The organism is Streptomyces antimicrobicus (assembly GCF_020532625.1).
Taxonomy (GTDB): Bacteria; Actinomycetota; Actinomycetes; order Streptomycetales; family Streptomycetaceae; genus Streptomyces; species Streptomyces antimicrobicus.
The window spans coordinates 44,111-62,201 of record NZ_JAJAUY010000003.1; the positions used below are offsets into that span (position 1 = coordinate 44,111).

18 protein-coding genes are annotated in these 18,091 nt (G+C 70.6%); 8 read left to right on the forward strand and 10 right to left on the reverse strand.

Features of this window, described 5'->3' with window-relative positions:
* Window positions 1–8: 8 nt before the first annotated feature.
* Both cydB and LG632_RS01395 read right to left on the reverse strand, forming a co-directional pair.
* The gene (cydB, locus tag LG632_RS01390; protein ID WP_226724449.1) at window positions 9–1,013 is read right to left on the reverse strand and encodes a cytochrome d ubiquinol oxidase subunit II; all 1,005 of its coding nucleotides are present in this window, start codon (window positions 1,011–1,013) and stop codon (window positions 9–11) included.
* A gap of 18 nt (window positions 1,014–1,031) precedes the next feature.
* Window positions 1,032–2,537: a cytochrome ubiquinol oxidase subunit I gene (locus LG632_RS01395; RefSeq protein ID WP_226724450.1), complete on the reverse strand. Its 1,506-nt coding sequence runs from the start codon at window positions 2,535–2,537 to the stop codon at window positions 1,032–1,034.
* A 210-nt stretch (window positions 2,538–2,747) separates the two neighbouring features.
* Between LG632_RS01395 and LG632_RS01400 the strand changes: the two genes are divergently transcribed.
* Window positions 2,748–3,116, forward strand: coding sequence for a cyclophilin-like fold protein (locus tag LG632_RS01400; RefSeq protein WP_226724451.1), 369 nt, complete (start codon window positions 2,748–2,750; stop codon window positions 3,114–3,116).
* 138 nt (window positions 3,117–3,254) lie between these two features.
* Here LG632_RS01400 and hisC read toward each other — a convergent pair whose 3' ends face one another.
* Window positions 3,255–4,334, reverse strand: a complete 1,080-nt coding sequence (gene hisC / locus LG632_RS01405) for a histidinol-phosphate transaminase (RefSeq protein WP_226724452.1) — start codon at window positions 4,332–4,334, stop codon at window positions 3,255–3,257.
* Between the two features lie 350 nt (window positions 4,335–4,684).
* Between hisC and LG632_RS01410 the strand changes: the two genes are divergently transcribed.
* The 3 genes from LG632_RS01410 to LG632_RS01420 all read left to right on the forward strand — a co-directional run bounded on the left by LG632_RS01410 (window position 4,685) and on the right by LG632_RS01420 (window position 8,198).
* The gene (locus LG632_RS01410; RefSeq protein ID WP_226724453.1) at window positions 4,685–5,800 is read left to right on the forward strand and encodes a LacI family DNA-binding transcriptional regulator; all 1,116 of its coding nucleotides are present in this window, start codon (window positions 4,685–4,687) and stop codon (window positions 5,798–5,800) included.
* A 182-nt stretch (window positions 5,801–5,982) separates the two neighbouring features.
* On the forward strand, window positions 5,983–7,251 hold the full coding sequence (locus LG632_RS01415; RefSeq protein ID WP_226724454.1) for a metallophosphoesterase family protein: 1,269 nt from the start codon (window positions 5,983–5,985) through the stop codon (window positions 7,249–7,251).
* A 149-nt stretch (window positions 7,252–7,400) separates the two neighbouring features.
* Window positions 7,401–8,198: a hypothetical protein gene (locus tag LG632_RS01420; RefSeq protein ID WP_226724455.1), complete on the forward strand. Its 798-nt coding sequence runs from the start codon at window positions 7,401–7,403 to the stop codon at window positions 8,196–8,198.
* A gap of 16 nt (window positions 8,199–8,214) precedes the next feature.
* On the opposite strand, the gene LG632_RS01425 is transcribed toward LG632_RS01420, so the two are convergent.
* The 3 genes from LG632_RS01425 to thiC all read right to left on the reverse strand — a co-directional run bounded on the left by LG632_RS01425 (window position 8,215) and on the right by thiC (window position 11,467).
* Window positions 8,215–8,979 carry a hypothetical protein gene (locus LG632_RS01425; protein ID WP_226724456.1) on the reverse strand — a complete coding sequence of 255 codons (765 nt, stop codon included), beginning with the start codon at window positions 8,977–8,979 and terminating at the stop codon, window positions 8,215–8,217.
* Window positions 8,980–9,298: 319 nt separating this feature from the next.
* Window positions 9,299–9,475, reverse strand: a complete 177-nt coding sequence (locus tag LG632_RS01430) for a hypothetical protein (protein WP_226724457.1) — start codon at window positions 9,473–9,475, stop codon at window positions 9,299–9,301.
* A 204-nt stretch (window positions 9,476–9,679) separates the two neighbouring features.
* On the reverse strand, window positions 9,680–11,467 hold the full coding sequence (gene thiC, locus LG632_RS01435) for a phosphomethylpyrimidine synthase ThiC (RefSeq protein ID WP_226724458.1): 1,788 nt from the start codon (window positions 11,465–11,467) through the stop codon (window positions 9,680–9,682).
* Window positions 11,468–11,682: 215 nt separating this feature from the next.
* Between thiC and LG632_RS01440 the strand changes: the two genes are divergently transcribed.
* Complete coding sequence (locus LG632_RS01440) at window positions 11,683–13,137, forward strand: YibE/F family protein (protein WP_226724459.1); 1,455 nt, start codon at window positions 11,683–11,685, stop codon at window positions 13,135–13,137.
* Between the two features lie 3 nt (window positions 13,138–13,140).
* Here the strand turns inward: LG632_RS01440 and LG632_RS01445 are convergent, their stop codons facing one another.
* From LG632_RS01445 to LG632_RS01460, 4 genes are all read right to left on the reverse strand, one after another.
* Window positions 13,141–13,590, reverse strand: a complete 450-nt coding sequence (locus tag LG632_RS01445) for an SsgA family sporulation/cell division regulator (RefSeq protein WP_226724460.1) — start codon at window positions 13,588–13,590, stop codon at window positions 13,141–13,143.
* Between the two features lie 97 nt (window positions 13,591–13,687).
* Window positions 13,688–14,458 carry an IclR family transcriptional regulator gene (locus LG632_RS01450; RefSeq protein ID WP_374203374.1) on the reverse strand — a complete coding sequence of 257 codons (771 nt, stop codon included), beginning with the start codon at window positions 14,456–14,458 and terminating at the stop codon, window positions 13,688–13,690.
* A gap of 237 nt (window positions 14,459–14,695) precedes the next feature.
* Entirely contained in the window at window positions 14,696–14,914 is a 219-nt protein-coding gene (locus LG632_RS01455) for a DUF5326 family protein (RefSeq protein WP_226724511.1), read from the reverse strand.
* Window positions 14,915–15,074: 160 nt separating this feature from the next.
* Window positions 15,075–15,392, reverse strand: a complete 318-nt coding sequence (locus tag LG632_RS01460; protein WP_226724462.1) for a cupin domain-containing protein — start codon at window positions 15,390–15,392, stop codon at window positions 15,075–15,077.
* A gap of 39 nt (window positions 15,393–15,431) precedes the next feature.
* On the opposite strand from LG632_RS01460, the gene LG632_RS01465 reads away from it, so the two are divergent.
* The 3 genes from LG632_RS01465 to LG632_RS01475 all read left to right on the forward strand — a co-directional run bounded on the left by LG632_RS01465 (window position 15,432) and on the right by LG632_RS01475 (window position 18,049).
* Window positions 15,432–15,806, forward strand: coding sequence for a phage holin family protein (locus LG632_RS01465; RefSeq protein WP_226724463.1), 375 nt, complete (start codon window positions 15,432–15,434; stop codon window positions 15,804–15,806).
* A gap of 9 nt (window positions 15,807–15,815) precedes the next feature.
* Window positions 15,816–16,961, forward strand: coding sequence for a cystathionine gamma-lyase (locus LG632_RS01470; RefSeq protein WP_226724464.1), 1,146 nt, complete (start codon window positions 15,816–15,818; stop codon window positions 16,959–16,961).
* 182 nt (window positions 16,962–17,143) lie between these two features.
* On the forward strand, window positions 17,144–18,049 hold the full coding sequence (locus LG632_RS01475; RefSeq protein ID WP_226724465.1) for a LysR family transcriptional regulator: 906 nt from the start codon (window positions 17,144–17,146) through the stop codon (window positions 18,047–18,049).
* The last annotated feature ends 42 nt before the right edge of the window (window positions 18,050–18,091 follow it).

Consider the following 18,091-nt stretch of genomic DNA (forward strand, 5'->3'; position numbering starts at 1 on the left):
CATGCCCCCTAGTGAGCGGCCTCGGCGATGTGCTGGGTCCCGATCCGCTTGCGGAAGACCCAGTACGTCCAGCCCTGGTAGAGCAGGACCAGCGGTGTCGCGATGGCCGCGCACCAGGTCATGATCTTCAGGGTGTACGGGCTGGACGAGGCGTTGGTGACGGTGAGGTTCCACGCCGCGTCGAGCGAGGACGGCATGACGTTCGGGAAGAGCGTCAGGAACAGCATCGCGACGGCGGCCGCGATGGTGACGCCCGACAGGGCGAAGGACCAGCCCTCCCGCCCGGCCAGGTTGCAACCGAGTGCCGCCACGAGCGCCAGCACCGCCACGGCCATCGCGACCAGGCTGGTTGCGTCCCCGCGCGAGACCTGGGTCCAGATCAGGAAGACCAGCGCCAGGACGGCGGTGACCACGCCGAGCCGGGTGGCCAGGGCCCGGGAGCGGTCCCGGATCTCACCGACCGTCTTGAGCGAGGTGAAGACCGCGCCGTGGAAGGTGAACAGCGTGAGGGTGACGAGGCCGCCGAGGACGGAGTAGACGTTCAGCAGGTCCAGGAGGGTGCCGACGTACTCCTTGTTCTGGTCGATCTTCACGCCGCGCACGATGTTGGCGAAGGCGACGCCCCAGAGGAACGCGGGGATCAGCGAGGTCCAGAAGATCGCGCGTTCCCAGTTGGTCTGCCACTGGTCCTCGGGCCGCTTGGCCCGGTACTCGAAGGCCACGCCCCGGATGATCAGGCAGACCAGGATCAGCAGCAGCGGCAGGTAGAAGCCCGAGAAGAGCGTGGCGTACCACTCGGGGAAGGCGGCGAAGGTCGCTCCGCCGGCGGTGAGCAGCCAGACCTCGTTGCCGTCCCAGACGGGACCGATCGTGTTGATCAGCACCCGCTTCTCGGTTCGGTCACGGGCGAGCAGCTTGGTCAGGACGCCGACGCCGAAGTCGAAGCCCTCCAGGAAGAAGTAGCCGATCCACAGGACGGCGATGAGCACGAACCAGACGTCGTGGAGTTCCATGGTGTTCTCTCCCCTGCCTCAGTACGAGAAGGCCATCGGCCGGTCGGCATGGGCGTCGTCGCCGCCGATCCGCTTCGGCGGATTGAGGTCGGCCTCGGTGAGCTCCGGCGGTCCGGCCTTGACGTACTTGACCAGGAGCCGGACCTCGATCACGGCGAGCACGGCGTAGAGCAGCGTGAAGACGATCATCGAGGTGAGCACCTCGGCCTGCGAGACACTGGGGGAGACGGCGTCCCGCGTGCGCAGGACTCCGTAGACCACCCACGGCTGACGGCCCATCTCGGTGAAGATCCAGCCCCAGGAGTTGGCGATCAGGGGGAAGCCCATGGTCCACAGCGCGACGATCCAGTACCACCGGGTGAGCTTGGGGCTCAGCGCCGTACGGAACAGCACCAGGTGCGGCACCTCGTCGTCCCCGGTCCGCAGGCCCGGCGGCAGCAGGAACTTCTTGCGGGTCAGCCACAGCCCCAGCACACCGATGCCGAGGGAGGCCATGCCGAAGCCGATCATCCAGCGGAAGCCCCAGTAGGCGACCGGGATGTTGGGCCGGTAGTCCCCGGGACCGAACTTCTCCTGCTCGGCCTTGTTGACGTCGTTGATGCCCGGGACGAAGGAGCTGAAGTCGTCGTTGGCGAGGAAGGACAGCAGGCCGGGGATCTCTATGGCGACCTTGTTGTGGCCCTTCTCCACGTCGCCGTAGGCGAACACGGAGAAGGGGGCGGGCGCCTCGCCGTCCCAGAGCGCCTCGGCGGCGGCCATCTTCATGGGCTGCTGCTTGAACATCACCTTGCCGAGCAGGTCACCGCTGATGGCGGTGCCCATTCCGGCGATGATCAGCACGACCAGTCCGAGCCGCAGCGAACTGCGCATGACGGGCACGTGCCGCTTGCGCGCCAGGTGGAAGGCGGAGATGCCGACCATGAAGGCGCCGCCGACCAGGAACGCGGCCGTGATGGTGTGGAAGAACTGGGTGAGCGCGGTGTTCTGGGTCAGGACGGCCCAGAAGTCCGTGAGCTCGGCCCGGCCGGTGGCTTCATTGATCTTGTAGCCGACCGGGTGCTGCATCCACGAATTCGCCGCGAGGATGAAATAGGCCGACAGCACCGTGCCGATCGAGACCATCCAGATGCAGGCCAGATGGATCTTCTTCGGCAGCTTGTCCCATCCGAAGATCCACAGACCGATGAAGGTGGATTCGAAGAAGAAGGCGATCAACGCCTCGAAGGCCAGCGGCGCACCGAAGATGTCGCCGACGAACCGCGAGTAGTCGGACCAGTTCATGCCGAACTGGAACTCCTGGACGATGCCGGTGACGACACCCATCGCGATGTTGATCAGGAACAGCTTGCCCCAGAACTTGGTGGCCCTGAGGTACTTCTCCTTCTCGGTCCGCACCCATGCGGTCTGGAGGCCGGCGGTCAGCGCGGCCAGCGAGATCGTCAGCGGGACGAAGAGAAAGTGGTAGACGGTGGTGATGCCGAACTGCCAGCGCGCCAATGTCTCGGGCGCCAAAGCCAGGTCCACGTCGTCTTCTCCTTATCGCCGTGGTCACAGCGGGCAGTCTGCCTGGCGGGTTCCTCCCATACAGGGAGGAAGCAGGACACGCTTGTGAACGCGTTCACATTCACAAGCATTATGACGCACACGCTTTTGAACCGGGAAGGCGGGGGTACCCCTGAGAGGTCGACGACCCCACCCCTAGCCAGAAAATTCAACAGATTGTTGAATGAGGGCATGCAGATACGAATCTCCTGGCCCGCCGGCCACCTCACCGCCACCCTCGACGACACCCCCACGGCCAAGGCCCTCGTCGATGCCCTGCCGATCTCCGCCTCCGCGAACACCTGGGGCGAGGAGGTCTACTTCGACACCGGGGTCTCCGTGGCCCTGGAGGCCGACGCCCAGCAGGTCGTCGAGCCCGGCACCGTGGCGTTCTGGACCGAGGGCGACGCCCTGGCGCTGCCCTACGGTCCGACGCCCATCTCACGCGGGGGCGAGAGCCGCCTGGCGAGCCCGTGCAACGTGCTCGGCTCGTTCGACGGCGACCCCCGCCTGCTGGCCACCGTCCGCGAGGGCGACCCCGTCCGCGTGGAACTGGCCTGACGCCCCTCCCGGCCGCCCGGCCGCCGGCGCGCTTCCCGGTCCCCGGGGAGGGGGCGCCTCCAACTTTTCCAGCTCCTCCCGCTCCTGGAGCTGCTCCAGCCCCTGGGGCCCCTGGAGCCCCTGGAGCCCCTGGAGCTCCTAGAGCTCCTTGAAGAAGGCCTCCGCCGTGTGCAGGAAGAGGTCGTTCGCCTCGGTCTCACCGATCGTGACCCGCAGGCCCTCGCCCGCGAAGGGCCGGACCACCACACCGGCCTTCTCGCAGGCCGCAGCGAAGTCGGCGGTGCGCTCCCCCAGCCGCATCCACACGAAGTTCGCCTGCGTCTCCGGCACCGTCCAGCCCTGCGCGACCAGCGCGGCGTGGACCCGTTCGCGCTCGCAGACCAGGGAACCGACCCGGCCCAGCAGCTCGTCCTCCGCCCGCAGCGAGGCGACCGCCGCGTCCTGGGCGAGCTGGCTCACGCCGAACGGCACCGCCGTCTTGCGCAGCGCCGCGGCCACCGGCTCGTGCGCGATCGCGAAGCCGACCCGCAGGCCGGCCAGTCCGTACGCCTTGGAGAAGGTGCGCAGCACGGCGACGTTCGGGCGGTTGCGGTAGAACTCGATGCCGTCGGGGACCTCCGGGTCGCGGACGAACTCCTTGTACGCCTCGTCCAGCACCACCAGGACGTCCGACGGCACCCGGTCCAGGAAACGTTCCAGCTCCGCCCGGCGCACCACGGTGCCGGTCGGGTTGTTCGGGTTGCACACGAAGATCAGCCGGGTCCGCTCGGTGATCGCGTCCGCCATCGCGTCCAGGTCGTGCACGTCGCCGTCGGTGAGCGGGACCCGCACCGAGGTCGCGCCCGAGATCTGGGTGATGATCGGGTACGCCTCGAAGGAGCGCCAGGCGTAGATCACCTCGTCACCCGGGCCGGCGGTGGACTGGATCAGCTGCTGGGCCACGCCGACCGAGCCGGTGCCGGTGGCGATGTGCTCGACGGGCACCCCGAACCGCTCCGCGAGCTCGGCGACCAGGCCGGTGCAGGCCATGTCGGGGTAGCGGTTGAAGTTCCCGGCCGCCGCCACGGCCGACTCCAGGACCCCCGGCAGCGGCGGATAGGGGTTCTCGTTGGAGGACAGCTTGTACGCGACCGCCCCGCCGGACGCGGCCGGCTTGCCCGGCTTGTAGGTGGGGATGCCGTCCAGCTCGGCGCGCAGCTTCGGGCTCTTCTCGCTCACCGCAGGTCCTCCTCGACCTTCCCGTACAACTCAATACTGCTCACCTTATGAGGATTACGCCCGGCCGGAAATGGACGGCGCCAGGATTGCGGGGGAGCGCACGCATATATGCGTGCGCCGGTGGCCCACGCCGTGGCGCGCGTCCCTCGTACAGGTGAGTTGAGACCGGCCCGAGACCTGATCGGTTTGGCATGCCCGTACCCGCCGACAACCTACCCGCTTACCGACAGCGACCAACTTCCTTCATTTCCAAGGTCATTGGGGGTGGCGAACCATGCAGAATCGTGCCTGTCAACGCGTGCATATGCACCCGGACCACCCACCCCACCGAGCCCTACTATCGGCTCGCCATGACAGCAGCAGGGAAGCATCAGGTGAGCCGGACCGAGACCACCCGGCGGGCCGCCGGCCGCCAGGGCCGGGCCGGCATCAGGGACGTGGCCGCCGCGGCGGGCGTCTCGATCACGACCGTCTCCGACGCGCTCAATGGCAAGGGCCGGCTGCCGGACGCCACCCGCCGCCACGTCCGCGAGGTCGCCGACCGGCTGGGCTACCGCCCGTCCGCGGCGGCCCGCACCCTCCGTACCGGCAAGTCGGGACTCATCGGCCTGACCGTGACGACGTACGGGGATGAACCTTTCACCTTCACCGAGTTCGCGTACTTCGCCGAGATGGCCCGGGCCGCCACCTCCGCCGCGCTCGCCCGCGGCTACGCCCTCGTCATCCTCCCCGCGACCTCCCGCCACGACGTCTGGTCGAACGTCGCCCTCGACGGCACCGTCGTCATCGACCCCTCCGACCACGACCCGGTCGTCACCGAGCTGGTCCGGCAGGGCCTGCCCGTCGTCTCCGACGGCCGTCCCGCGGGCTCGCTGCCCGTCACCGCCTGGGTGGACAACGACCACGAGGCCGCCGTCCTCAACCTGCTCGACCACCTGGCCGCCGCCGGCGCCCGCCGCATCGGGCTGCTGACCGGCACCACCACCGACACGTACACCCGGCTGTCCACGACGGCGTACCTCAACTGGTGCGACCGGGTCGGCCAGGACCCCGTCTACGAGTCCTACCCGGCGCACGACCCCTGCGCCGGGGCCGTCGCCGCCGACCGGCTGCTCGCCCGGCCCGACCGGCCGGACGCCGTCTACGGCCTCTTCGACCCCAACGGCACCGACCTGCTGGCCGCCGCCCGCCGCTACGGCCTGCGCGTCCCGGACGACCTGCTGCTCGTGTGCTGCAGCGAGTCGACCGTCTACGCCAACACCGAACCGCCGATCACCACGCTCTCCCTCAAGCCGCGCCGCATCGGCACCGCCGTCGTGCAGTTGCTCATCGACGCCATCGAGGGAGTGGACACCGGCCGGCCGGTGGAGCAGGTGGTGCCGACCGAGCTGATCGTCCGTACGTCGTCCCAGCGCAGGCAGCCACGCACCACGGTCAGCCCGCCGCGCTCCCCGGCACAGAACTGACAAGTAACCAAAACAGGAGAAACTGGCCGGAACGATCGGCTCCGGACAGGATTCACCACCCCTGGTGCGTCACACAGAGCGAGCCGCATTCCTATGATGGGCGCACGACATCACGGACCCTCCGGCCCGGAGGACAGGGGGGTCCGCAGGTGTACGGACGCGCGACGGTGGTGGAGGGGTCGATGACTCAGGGGGCCGGTCAGGGACCCGCGATGCGGACGGAAACGCTGCGGGACTTCAAGGTCCCCACGTCCGAACCCGTGCCGTACCCCGTGTCCGGCGACCAGCGCACCGAGGCCCCCGTGTACGGCGAGTACCCCGCGTACTACGAGGAGAGCGGGACGTCCGTCCCGCCGCAGCCCGGCTACGCCCCCGCCGCCCCACCGGCACCGGCCGCTCCCCCGGCGCCCGCGGTGCCCGCGCACGTCGCGGCGAGCGCGCCGGTCGCGGCCAACCCGCCCGTCCCGGCAAACGCGCCCGCACCGGCGCCCGTCGAGCCGCCCGCCGAGGGCCCCGACGGGTACACGCCCACCCAGCGCGACCTGCCGGTGATCAGCCGCGTCGCCGACGGCCCCGGCAACACCCTCCAGGTCCAGTTCGTCCCGCAGGACGTGCCGAGCACGGGCCCCGGCCCGCTCTACGTCGTCGGCGACGTGCACGGCTACCTCGACGAGCTGGTCGCCGAACTCCACGCCCAGGGCCTGATCGACGCCGACTGCCGCTGGTCCGCGGGAAACGCCCGGCTGTGGTTCCTCGGCGACTTCACCGACCGCGGCCCCGACGGCATCGGCGTGATCGACCTGGTCATGCGGCTGTCCGCCGAGGCGGCCGCCGCCGGCGGCTACTGCAAGGCCCTCATGGGCAACCACGAGCTGCTGCTCATCGGCGCCAAGCGGTTCGGTGACACCCCCGTCAACTCCGGCGCCGGCACCGCCACCTTCCAGGCCGCCTGGCTGCTCAACGGCGGCCAGCGCGTCGACATGGACCGGCTGGAGGACGTCCACATCCAGTGGATGTCCCGACTGGACGCGGCCGCGCTCGTGGACGGCCACCTGCTGCTGCACTCCGACACCACCGCCTACCTCGACTACGGCGCCTCCATCGAGGACGTCAACGACACCGTCCACGAGCAGCTGAACCGACACGACGCAGATGTCACGTGGGACCTGTTCCGGAAGTTCACCAAGCGGTTCGCCTTCCGCGACGAGGAGAACGGGCCGCAGGCCGTCCGGGAGCTGCTGGCCACCTACGGCGGCTCGCGCGTGGTCCACGGGCACAGCCCGATCCCGTACCTGCTCGGCGAGGTCGGGACCGAGGACGGCGAGGAGGACCGCGGCCCGGAGGCCGTGGACGGCCCGCACGTGTACGCGGACGGGCTCGCGATCGCGATGGACGGCGGAGTGACGATGGCCGGCAAGCTGCTGGTGGTGCAACTCCCCCTGGGTGACTGAGCGTTCCCGACCATGGGTATTTCTGATAAGTCCCTGTCACCGTACGGCGGGGGCGCTCTACCATCGCTCTGTCCGTAGCAGGCTCTCCTCCGTTTGTGCCGGCGGCCCGGTCCGTGCGGGCTGAGCCGGCCCGGGCGGAGCATCGGGGGATGCACATGACCAGCGCTTCGCATCTGCTGACCGAGGACCGGCCGGAATTCCACCGGCTCCTGGACGAGGCGCTGCGCACCGCGCACGAACGCCCCGGGTTGACCACGCTGGGCGAACGGCTGAATGCCGAACAGCTGCGCACCATGGCCCTGAACGCCCAGGCTCTGCTCACGGCGGCGGCCGCCACCGAGTACGACCACTACGTGAAGGTCCGCGAGCAACTGCGCGAGGACCCGCTCGCGGCGGGCGCCGAGGAGGACGACGGCGACGGCGACACCGGGGCCGGCGTGATCGCGGTGATCGCGGTCCTGGCTCCCGTCCTGGCCGGCACCGCCATGCTGATCTTCCTGCTGGTGGGCTACGTGCTGAAGCTGGTCGAGCCCGAGCCGGCCTTCGCCGACACCCTGCTGACCGCCGGCTGGGTCTTCGGCGGCCTGACGGTGGTGTCGCTGCTGCTCGCGGCGGTCGGGCTGCTGGTGGCCGCCGTACGCAACAGCGCGACGGAGGTCGTGGCCCAGCGCGGGGACGCCGTGCCGGACGAGGTCTCGCGGGCCCGGGACGCCTGGCGCCGCGCCCTGCTGGAGCAGGGCATCGTGCCGTTCCTGCAGGACGCGCTGGCCGGTCCGGGCGCCGGGCCCGGCGTCCCTGCCACCGGTCCGGGGGCCGCTCCCGGCGCCCCGGCACCGCACACGCCACGGGCCGGGCGCATCCCTGATCTGGGATACACCCGGCCCGGTTACACGGCGCCGGACTTCACGAGCCCGGACGTCGAGGGCCCGCAGGACGGGCCGCGGTGAGCGCCTCGCGGACCGTTCAGACGGCGTTGGGCGCGTAATCGAAGGACAGGTCCTTCGAGAAGAGCGTGCTGCCGCGGCGCAGGACGCCTCCGGGGAGGGTGTTCTGGAGGACCCAGCCGGCGGGGTTCGGGGTGAAGGTCTGCCCCGTGATGGTCACCTGGAGCTCGAAGACCCGGCCGTTGGTGGTCAGGATCCTGATCCACGCGTCGTTGCCCCGGGCCGCGATCCCGACCGAGCAGGGGGTTCCGTCCGTGGCGGCGACCGGGTAGCCCGGGAGCGCGGAGAGGTTCTGCCAGGCGACGGCACCGCCGTCGGAGGGTGCGCGCCCGCCGAAGGTGGCGCCGTTGCGGACGGCTGCGGCGAAGGCCTCGTTGTTGCCGATGATCACCGTGTCGATGTCGATGCACGGACCGGCCGGACCCGCCGGACCGGCCGGACCCGCCGGGCCCACGGGCCCGCGCTTGCCCCTCTTGCCGCGCGGACCCCGCGGCCCGCGCTTGCAGTCGTCGTCGTCATGGGCGCCGGACTTGGCGCCGGGCGCGCGCCGGCCCTCGTCGTCGTAGCGGTCCTTGTCGTACGACTTGCAGTGGTCCGCCGGGACCTCCGCCGGGCCCGGGGCCGGGACCGGGGCCGCCGAGGCGCTCGGGGCGAGAACGCCCGAGAGGACGAGTGCGGCCGCCGCGGCGGCCGTGCCGCCGGTCAGCCAGGCCCTGCGCGCGGACAGCGGGCCGAGGAGGGATCGGGTCCTGTTCTCAGGACGGTCGGGACGATGGGGACGCATGCGCCGCTCCTTGCCGATTTTCGGATGGAATGACTTCCGCGCACATCCTGTGGACCTCAGCGGCCCAGGGCACGGCGCCTCGCGCACCCGTCAGCGGAACGGCGCAGTGACGCGCCACCACACGGGTGCCTCCCGCAGGGCCACCCGGGGTCCCGGCCCCGCGCGCCTGAACCTGCCCGGCCCTCCGCCTCCCTACGGTCCCGCTCTGCTTCTGCCTCCTCCAGGTCGGCGTCCTGCACGCGGAGTCCGGCAACTGGCCGGCCGGCATGGACGCCCTGGTCCGCGCCTGGGAGGCGCGGCCCGAACAGCTGGAGGCCTGCTACGAGCCGGCCTCACGGCTGCGGGTGCGCGGCCGCTGCCGCGCCGACCACGCGGTGAACAGCGCCGGCGTGGACCGGCCCGCCCCGGACGACCTGCTCTTCATCCAGCCCTGGGTGTACCGCTGGAGGCTGCTGATCGAGCACTCCATCACCTCGTACCGGGGGGGCGGCGACATGGCCGGTTCCCTGGCCGCTGCGACCGGCTGCTGGCCATGGACGACCTGCCCGAGGTCCACCGGCGCCGGACCGGGATCAACCGCGCCTTCGCCGCCGACCGCCTGGTGCCCGTACCCACGCCGGGCGAGGGATGACCGCCGCCCGGCGCCGGGAACGGGCCGGCCCGCGACTCCCCCCATGAGGTCGCGGGCCGGTTCCCGGGCTCAGTCCGCCAGCGGCAGGTACACGCGGTTGCCGGCGGCGGCGAACTCGGCGGACTTCTCCGCCATGCCCGCCTCGATCTCCTCGGCCTTCAGGTCGCCGCCGTGCTCGCGGCGGATGTCCTGGGAGATCTTCATCGAGCAGAACTTGGGACCGCACATCGAGCAGAAGTGCGCCGTCTTCGCCGGCTCGGCGGGCAGCGTCTCGTCGTGGAACTCGCGGGCGGTGTCCGGGTCGAGGGCCAGGTTGAACTGGTCCTCCCAGCGGAACTCGAAGCGGGCGTCCGACAGCGCGTCGTCCCACTCCTGCGCGCCCGGGTGGCCCTTGGCCAGGTCCGCCGCGTGCGCCGCGATCTTGTACGTGATGACGCCGGTCTTGACGTCGTCGCGGTTGGGCAGGCCCAGGTGCTCCTTGGGAGTCACGTAGCAGAGCATGGCCGTGCCCCACCAGGCGATCATCGCGGCGCCGATGCCGGAGGTGATGTGGTCGTAGGCGGGCGCGACATCCGTGGTCAGCGGGCCGAGCGTGTAGAACGGCGCCTCCTCGCAGATCTCCTGCTGGAGGTCGATGTTCTCCTTGATCTTGTGCATCGGGACGTGGCCCGGGCCCTCGATCATGGTCTGCACGTTGTGCCGCTTGGCGATGGTGTTGAGCTCGCCCAGGGTCTTGAGCTCGGCGAACTGGGCCGCGTCGTTGGCGTCCGCGATGGAGCCGGGGCGCAGGCCGTCACCGAGGGAGTACGTGACGTCGTACGTCGCGAGGATCTCGCAGAGCTCCTCGAAGTTCGTGTAGAGGAAGTTCTCCTTGTGGTGGGCCAGGCACCACGCGGCCATGATCGAACCGCCGCGCGAGACGATGCCGGTCTTGCGGCGCGCGGTCAGCGGGACGTACGGCAGCAGCACGCCCGCGTGGACGGTCATGTAGTCCACGCCCTGCTCGGCCTGCTCGATGACCGTGTCCTTGTAGATCTCCCAGGTCAGCTCCTCGGCCTTGCCGTCGACCTTCTCCAGGGCCTGGTAGAGGGGCACGGTGCCGATGGGGACGGGGGAGTTGCGCAGCACCCACTCGCGGGTGGTGTGGATGTTGCGGCCGGTGGAGAGGTCCATGACCGTGTCGGCGCCCCAGCGGGTGGCCCAGGTCATCTTCTCCACCTCCTCCTCGATGGAGGAGGTCACGGCGGAGTTGCCGATGTTGGCGTTGACCTTCACCAGGAACTTCTTGCCGATGATCATCGGCTCGATCTCCGGGTGGTTCACGTTGGCCGGGAGCACCGCGCGACCTGCGGCGATCTCCTCGCGCACCACCTCGGGGGAGACGTTCTCGCGGATCGCGACGTACTCCATCTCCGGGGTGATCTCCCCGCGGCGCGCGTACGCGAGCTGGGTGACGGCCTGCCCCTCGCGGCCGCGCCGGGGCAGCCGCGGACGGCCCGGGAAGACCGCGTCGAGGTTCTTCAGGCCCCCGCGCGGCGAGGTGTGCTTGATGCCGTCGTCCTCGGGACGGACGGGCCGGCCCGCGTACTCCTCGGTGTCCCCGCGGCCGATGATCCAGTTCTCGCGCAGCGGCGGCAGGCCGCGGCGGACGTCGGTGTCGATCTGCGGGTCGGTGTACGGACCGGACGTGTCGTAGAGCGTCACGTCCTTGCCGTTGGTGAGGTGGACCTGGCGGACGGGCACCCGGATGTCGGGGCGCGAGCCCTGGACGTAGCCCTTGTGCCAGCCCGGCGTGCGCTGGTCCTGGCCGGTGCCGTCCTGGCTGACGGCAGGCGTCGTTGCGTCCTGAATGGTCATCAGACCTGATCTCCCTACGCCGGCATTACCCGGTAACAGGTTCGGCGGTCGACGCAGCCTCCTCCCGTACCCGTCGTCCTCGACGCGCGTACGGTGATCAGCGCCCTCTCAGCCCGGTGCTCCGAGCTCCCGCGTTGTGCAAAGGTGCCCCCACGCTAGCGTCATGTGTGGCGTGCTGAACAGTGGGGCCCCTCATCTCTTGCGATGATCTGCCTGTGACGCATGTGCCGCAGCCCCCCACCGAGCCCACGCCTCCCCCTGGCCACTACGGCCACGGACACGGCCCCGGCGACGGCCCCGGTCATGGCCACGGCCAAAGCCACGGCCGAAGCCAGGGCAACGGCAGCGGCAACGGCGCAGGCACCGGCCACGGCCACAGTCATGGCCACAGCCACGGCCACGGTCCGGCGGCCCCCGTCTCGCGGCACCTGCGCAAGGTCATCGCCGCCGTGCTGGTCCCCTTCGCCGCGGCCGTCCTCGTCGGCATGGCCGTCCTGTGGCCCGGTGGCGCCCCGGCGCACGAGCGCACCGGCGTCGGCTTCGACCGGCAGACCCAGCAGGGCCGGGTCGTCAAGCTCGAAAGTGTCGACTGCAAATCGGTGAACGCCGCCCAGGTCCCGCCCACCGGGGACACCTCGACCCCGTCGGGGCGCGAGGCACAGGCCGCGCAGACCGGCGCGTGCAAGAAGGCCACCGTCGAGGTGGGCACCGGTCCGGACGCCGGCCGCACCTTCGTGGAGATCGTCCAACCCGGCGCGCCACGGCAGTTGTCCGACGGCCAGGAGGTCGTCGTGGCCTACGCGCCGGACGCGCCCAAGGACCTCCAGTACTCCGTGATCGACGTGAACCGGAAGTTCCCCATCGCACTGCTGGCCGGCATCTTCGCCCTGGCCGTGGTGGTGGTCGGACGGCTGCGGGGGCTGTTCGCCCTGATCGCGCTCGCCATCAGCTTCCTGATCCTGACGCTGTTCATCCTCCCGGCCATCCTGCAAGGTTCGAACCCGCTGGTCGTGGCGGTGGTCGGCGCGAGCGCCATCATGCTGATCGCGCTCTATATGTGCCACGGCCTGACGGCCCGCACCTCGGTCGCGGTCCTCGGCACGCTCGTCTCGCTGCTCCTGATCGGCCTGCTGGGCACGCTGTTCATCGACTGGGCGTTCCTCAGCGGCAACACCGACGACAACACCGGCCTGATCCACGGGCTCTACCCGGACATCGACATGAGCGGCCTGCTGCTGGCCGGCGTCATCATCGGATCGCTCGGCGTGCTCGACGACGTGACGGTCACCCAGACCTCGGCGGTGTGGGAACTCCACCAGGCCGACCCCACGATGGGCCCCCGCGCGCTGTACCGGGCGGCGATCCGGATCGGCCGCGACCACATCGCCTCCGTGGTCAACACCCTGATCCTCGCCTACGCCGGCGCCGCCCTGCCCCTGCTCCTGCTGTTCTCGATCGCGAACAGCAGCATGGGCGCGGTCGCCAACAGCGAACTGGTCGCCGAGGAGATCGTACGGACGCTGGTCGGGTCGATCGGACTGGTCGCCTCGGTGCCGGTGACCACGGCCCTCGCGGCCGTCGTGGTCTCCGCCGACCGGCCGGAGGCGTCGGGGTCCCCGGCCGCCGGGACGGGCCGCGGCGGCCGGGGACGCCGGCGTCGCAAGCGCTGACCGTCAGCCCGCGTTCTGCTCGTTCTGCCGCGCGTCGGCCAGGATCTTGCCCAGGGCCTGGTCGAGGCTCTCCTCGAAGTCGCCGAGGTTGCGCTCCTGACCGAGCGGCACCAGCCGGTCGGTCCGGTCGAGGAAGGCCACCAGCGGCGCCGCACCGGCCCGGAACAGCGCCCGGTCCCCGCCGACCTGGAGCCGGATGTGGACGTCGGAGAGGTCCTCGGGTCCGGTGGGAGCGATGTGCACGTCGCCGTCGCCGCACGGCTTGTTGATGCCGTCCAGGAGGAGTTCGCGGCCGAAGGCCCACGTCACCGGCGCGTCCCCGGGCAGGTGGAAGGTCAGGCGGACCGCGTACGGGTCCAGTGCGTCGTACCGGAGCTCCACCGGGATCCGGAACGAGAGCTCCTCGGAAACGAGGAAGCTCATCATGACCTCTGCCTGTACCGACTCGCGCATGTCCTACCCCGCAGTGTTGGAAGTGGCCAGGAATGGTCCCCCAGGGCCCTCTTGACAAGAGTGGTGGAAGCGCTAGCAGATCACAAGGAGTGATATTTCAGATACTGATAGAGAACGAGAGCGAGCTCAGCAGCGCGCCTACTTCACTCCGAAGCCGATCAACCACATAGAGCAACCTGGCCTCTTGGTGCACAGGAAGGGAAATGGCCATGGTCGCGGCGGTGTCACCCACTGTGATCGGAATGGCCGCGCACACAATGCCCAAGGCATATTCCTGGCGTTCGGTCACTGGCTGCATTCGGCCGATCGAACCGATCCGCTCCTCCAGCGCCCGGAGGTCGCGGACGGTGTACGGGGTGATCGGCTCCACCGGGTGGCGTTCGTAGTAGTCCCGGCGCGCCTCTTCGTCGAGCTGGCTGAGCAGGCACTGGCCGATGGCGTGCGCGAATCCGGTCCGGCGGAATTCGGCCCACTCCTCGCACGCGGGGCTCGACGGGGTGTCCGAGACCCCGACGATCTCGATCTCGCCGTCCCGGTAGACCGCGAAGTAGACCGGGGCGCCGACCACGTCCCGGAAGTGGGCGAGGGATTCCAGGATCTTGGTGCGACGTTTCTGCGGCACCCTGCCGCCCGCCAGCCGCCCGGCTGCCTCGCCGAGGACGAACACCCCGTCCTCACGCCGCAGGTAGCCCTCATGGGTCAGGGTCCGCAGCAGGTGGTACGCGGTCGGGAGGGGGAGGCCGGCCTCGCGCGCCAGCTGCTTCGCCGGGGCCCCCTGGCTGTGGGAGCCCGCCGCTTCCAGCAGTCTCAGCGCTCTCTGCACCGAACCGATCAGAGTCGGCACACCGGCATTGTGAACCGCTGGCAAAGCGCACCCCCAGGAGTGGCGACGGGCCGCTGGGGCCCGCCCTGCGGGAGCCGCCCCCGTACGTCCGCGCCCCCTGGAGGTCCTGTGCCCGGAGGCCGACGACAACGCCGCTGGTCAGGACGGATTCCGGGATTCGGCGCCCCGGGCACGGCACGGATTGCCACCCTATCCGCCGATTCCGGCACTGCGGCAGTCGAGGCCGCCACGTTCGCCCGCCTGGGTTAATCCCCGTGCGGGTTACCAGTCTCCGTGGGTGGCCTTCGCATCGTTTCCGCGGAACTTCTTCACCACGAAAATCAGACCGCCGACCAGCGCCACGAACAGCAGGGCCTTGAAGACGAAGCTGATCAGCGCACCGAGGATGCTGGTGATGACCCCGCCGAAGACGAAGAGCGCCAGAAGCGGAACCGCTACCCACTTCACCCACCAGGGCATGCCTGCGAATATCTCCCGGATCCCGTCCATTCCCCTCAGCCCTTCCTCGTCCTTGACTTCCTGCGTCCGATGCTAGGAGGCCGGGAAGCGGAAAAGGGCCGCCCGGGCCCTTGGAGTCCCCTGATCCGCCCCTTAGGGGTGTCGGCGGCTCCCGCGAGGTGCGGCCGGGCCGGACGCCCCCTCAGGCCTCCGGCGGCGAGAACACGACCAGGACCCTCAGGTCCTCGCTGATGTGGTGGAACTTGTGCGGCACCCCGGCCGGCACGTAGACCACGCTGCCGCGGGCCACCGTCGTCGTCTCGTCCCCGACGGTGATCGAGGCCCGGCCGCTGACGACGAAGTAGACCTCGTCCTGGCGGTGCGGGTTCTGCGGATCGCTCTGCCCGGCGTCGAGCGCGTACAGCCCGACCGACATGTTCCGCTCGCGCAGGAACTGCAGGTATGCGCCCTCGTTCGCGACGCGTTCCGCTTCCAGTTCGTCAAGCCGGAAGGCCTTCATGCTCCTCGTGACCCTTTCTTCTCTGCAACGATCGGTCCCATGATGAATTTCGTACTCAAGACGATCGCCAACGCGGTGGCACTGGCCGTGGCCTGGCTCCTGATCGAGGACATCCAGCTGACCGACGAGAGCAACGGCGGCAAGGCCGTCACCCTGCTGCTGGTCGCCGTGGTCTTCGGACTGATCAATGCCGTCGTCAAGCCGGTGGTGAAGCTGCTGTCCCTGCCATTGTTCATCCTCACCCTCGGGCTCTTCACCCTGGTCGTGAACGCCTTGATGCTGCTGCTGACCTCCTGGGTCGCGGGCAAGCTCGACCTCGGCTTCCACGTCGAGGGCTTCTGGACCGCGGTCGTCGGCGGCCTGATCATCTCCATCGTCTCCTGGGCCGCCAACCTGGTCCTGGACCGGGACTGACGGACCGGCATGACCGCGCACCCCCCGTCCGCGCCGCTCGGCGACGGCACCCGTGCCGTCCGGGCCGGCCTGCCCGAGCCGGTCAAGAACGAACCGCCCCTGCCGGGGCCGGTCTTCGCCGCCCACTTCCACCTGCCCGGCGACGTCGAGGGACCGTACACCTACGGTCGCGACTCCAACCCCACGTGGACCCTGCTGGAACGTGCCGTCGCCGAACTGGAGGCGCCCGGGGACGAGTCCGCCGAGACGGTCGTCTTCGCCTCCGGCATGGCGGCGGTCTCCGCCGTCCTGCTCTCCCGCAGCCGCGCCGGGGACATCGTCGTGCTGCCCGACGACGGCTACCAGGCCCTGCCCCTGGTCCGTGCCCGACTGGAGGCGTACGGGGTCGAGGTCCGCACCGCCCCGACCGCCGACGACGCCCAGCTCGACGTCCTCGAAGGGGCCCGGCTGCTGTGGCTGGAGACCCCGTCCAACCCCGGTCTCGACGTGTGCGACGTACGGCGCCTGGCCGAGGCCGCGCACGCGGGCGGCGCGCTCGTGGCCGTCGACAACACCCTGGCCACCCCCCTAGGCCAGCGTCCGCTGGAGCTGGGCGCGGACTTCTCCGTGGCCAGCGGCACCAAGGGGCTCACCGGGCACGGGGATCTGCTGCTCGGCCACGTCACCTGCCGCGATCCGCAGCTCGCCGCGGACATCCGGCACTGGCGCAAGATCGTCGGCGCCGTGCCGGGACCCATGGAGGCCTGGCTCGCCCACCGTTCGCTGGCCACGCTCCAGCTGCGCACGCACCGGCAGTGGGACAACGCGCTGGCCGTGGCGGAGGCCCTGGCCGGCCGCCCGGAGGTCACCGGGCTGCGGTACCCGGGCCTGCCGGGCGACCCTTCCCACCAGCGGGCCGCCCGGCAGATGTGGGGCTACGGATCGGTGGTCTCCTTCACCCTGCCCGACCGGGCGCACGCCGAGCGCTTCCTCGCCGCTCTGGAACTGGTCGAGGACGCCACGAGCTTCGGTGGGGTGCGGTCCACCGCCGAGCGGCGCGGCCGGTGGGGCGGCGACGCCGTCGCCGAGGGGTTCGTCCGGTTCTCCGCGGGTGCCGAGGACACCGCGGACCTCGTCGCCGACGTGCTCAGGGGCCTGGACATCGCCGCGACGTAGCACGTGGGAGCGGTCCGAGCCTCCCCCCTCATGGCTCGGACCGCTGCGGCCTCCCCGCGTCGCCGGACCGGTGAAGAGCCACGCGGACAAGGCTAGTTGACTCTCTGTCAGAGTCCAATCACAGGAGCGACAGGGACCTATCGACTTATTTATAGTTGAAGGCCTCATCGAGAGGGGCAGCCATGGACCTGGCCCTGCTGCGCACCTTCGTCGCGGTGCACCGGGCCGGCTCTTTCACGAGGGCCGCGGCCCTGCTCGGGCTGTCCCAGCCCGCCGTCACCTCCCAGATCCGCACGCTGGAACGGCAGCTCGGCCGACCCCTGTTCCTGCGCCGCGCCCGCGGCGTCACCCCCACCGCCGTGGGCGACGAACTGGCCCACAAGGCGGCCCCGCACCTGGACGCCCTGCTGGCCCTGGCCGAGGCCGAGGGCGGCTTCACCGGCGGCTCGAGCGCCCGCACCCTGCACGTGGCCGGGCCCCCGGAGTTCCTGTGCCTGCGCGTACTGCCCGCCCTGGCGCCCCTCGTCGGACAGGGCCAGAGCCTGCGCGTCACCGAGGTCACCGGCTCCCAGGAGGTGCTCGACGGCCTGGCCGCCGGCCACCACGACCTGGTCGTCACCACCACCCGGCCGCGGGGCGGACTGTTCGCCGCCACGGCCCTGTGCGACGAGGAGCACGTCCTGCTGGCCGCGCCCTACTGGGCCGCGCTGGTCGACCCCGACGTGCTCGGGGACAAGGGCCCCGCCGCGCTCGACGGTATTCCGCTCGTGGACGTCCACGAGTCCCTCCCGCTGGTGGGCCGGTACTGGAGCACCGTCTTCGACACCCCGCCTGCGGCCCCCGCGACCGTGGTCGTACCGGATCTGCGGGCCGTGCTGGAGGCCGTACGGGCCGGTGCCGGCGTGGCCGTGCTGCCGCGCTACCTGTGCCGGGCGGCGCTGGACCGGGGAGAGGTCGTGGCCCTGCTGGAGCCCGAGGTGCCGCCGCTGCGCACCTGGTTCCTCGTCGTACGGACCGGGGGCCTGGCCCTCGCGCACCTCGGTCGGGCGCACGCCCGGTTGTTGGGGGCGGCGGCGGCCGAGTGGTGAGCCGCTGCGTTTCAGACGGGAACTCCTGGGCCACTCTTCTCC

Coding starts and splice junctions, on each gene's coding strand:
- LG632_RS01445 (WP_226724460.1), bottom strand. CDS start 13,590: ATGCGCGAGTCGGTACAGGCAGAGGTCATGATGAGCTTCCTCGTTTCC.
- LG632_RS01460 (WP_226724462.1), bottom strand. CDS start 15,392: ATGAAGGCCTTCCGGCTTGACGAACTGGAAGCGGAACGCGTCGCGAAC.
- LG632_RS01465 (WP_226724463.1), top strand. CDS start 15,432: ATGATGAATTTCGTACTCAAGACGATCGCCAACGCGGTGGCACTGGCC.
- LG632_RS01470 (WP_226724464.1), top strand. CDS start 15,816: ATGACCGCGCACCCCCCGTCCGCGCCGCTCGGCGACGGCACCCGTGCC.
- LG632_RS01400 (WP_226724451.1), top strand. CDS start 2,748: ATGCAGATACGAATCTCCTGGCCCGCCGGCCACCTCACCGCCACCCTC.
- LG632_RS01430 (WP_226724457.1), bottom strand. CDS start 9,475: ATGTCGCCGCCCCCCCGGTACGAGGTGATGGAGTGCTCGATCAGCAGC.
- LG632_RS01415 (WP_226724454.1), top strand. CDS start 5,983: ATGACTCAGGGGGCCGGTCAGGGACCCGCGATGCGGACGGAAACGCTG.
- thiC (WP_226724458.1), bottom strand. CDS start 11,467: ATGACCATTCAGGACGCAACGACGCCTGCCGTCAGCCAGGACGGCACC.
- cydB (WP_226724449.1), bottom strand. CDS start 1,013: ATGGAACTCCACGACGTCTGGTTCGTGCTCATCGCCGTCCTGTGGATC.
- LG632_RS01420 (WP_226724455.1), top strand. CDS start 7,401: ATGCACATGACCAGCGCTTCGCATCTGCTGACCGAGGACCGGCCGGAA.
- LG632_RS01410 (WP_226724453.1), top strand. CDS start 4,685: ATGACAGCAGCAGGGAAGCATCAGGTGAGCCGGACCGAGACCACCCGG.
- LG632_RS01425 (WP_226724456.1), bottom strand. CDS start 8,979: ATGCGTCCCCATCGTCCCGACCGTCCTGAGAACAGGACCCGATCCCTC.
- LG632_RS01475 (WP_226724465.1), top strand. CDS start 17,144: ATGGACCTGGCCCTGCTGCGCACCTTCGTCGCGGTGCACCGGGCCGGC.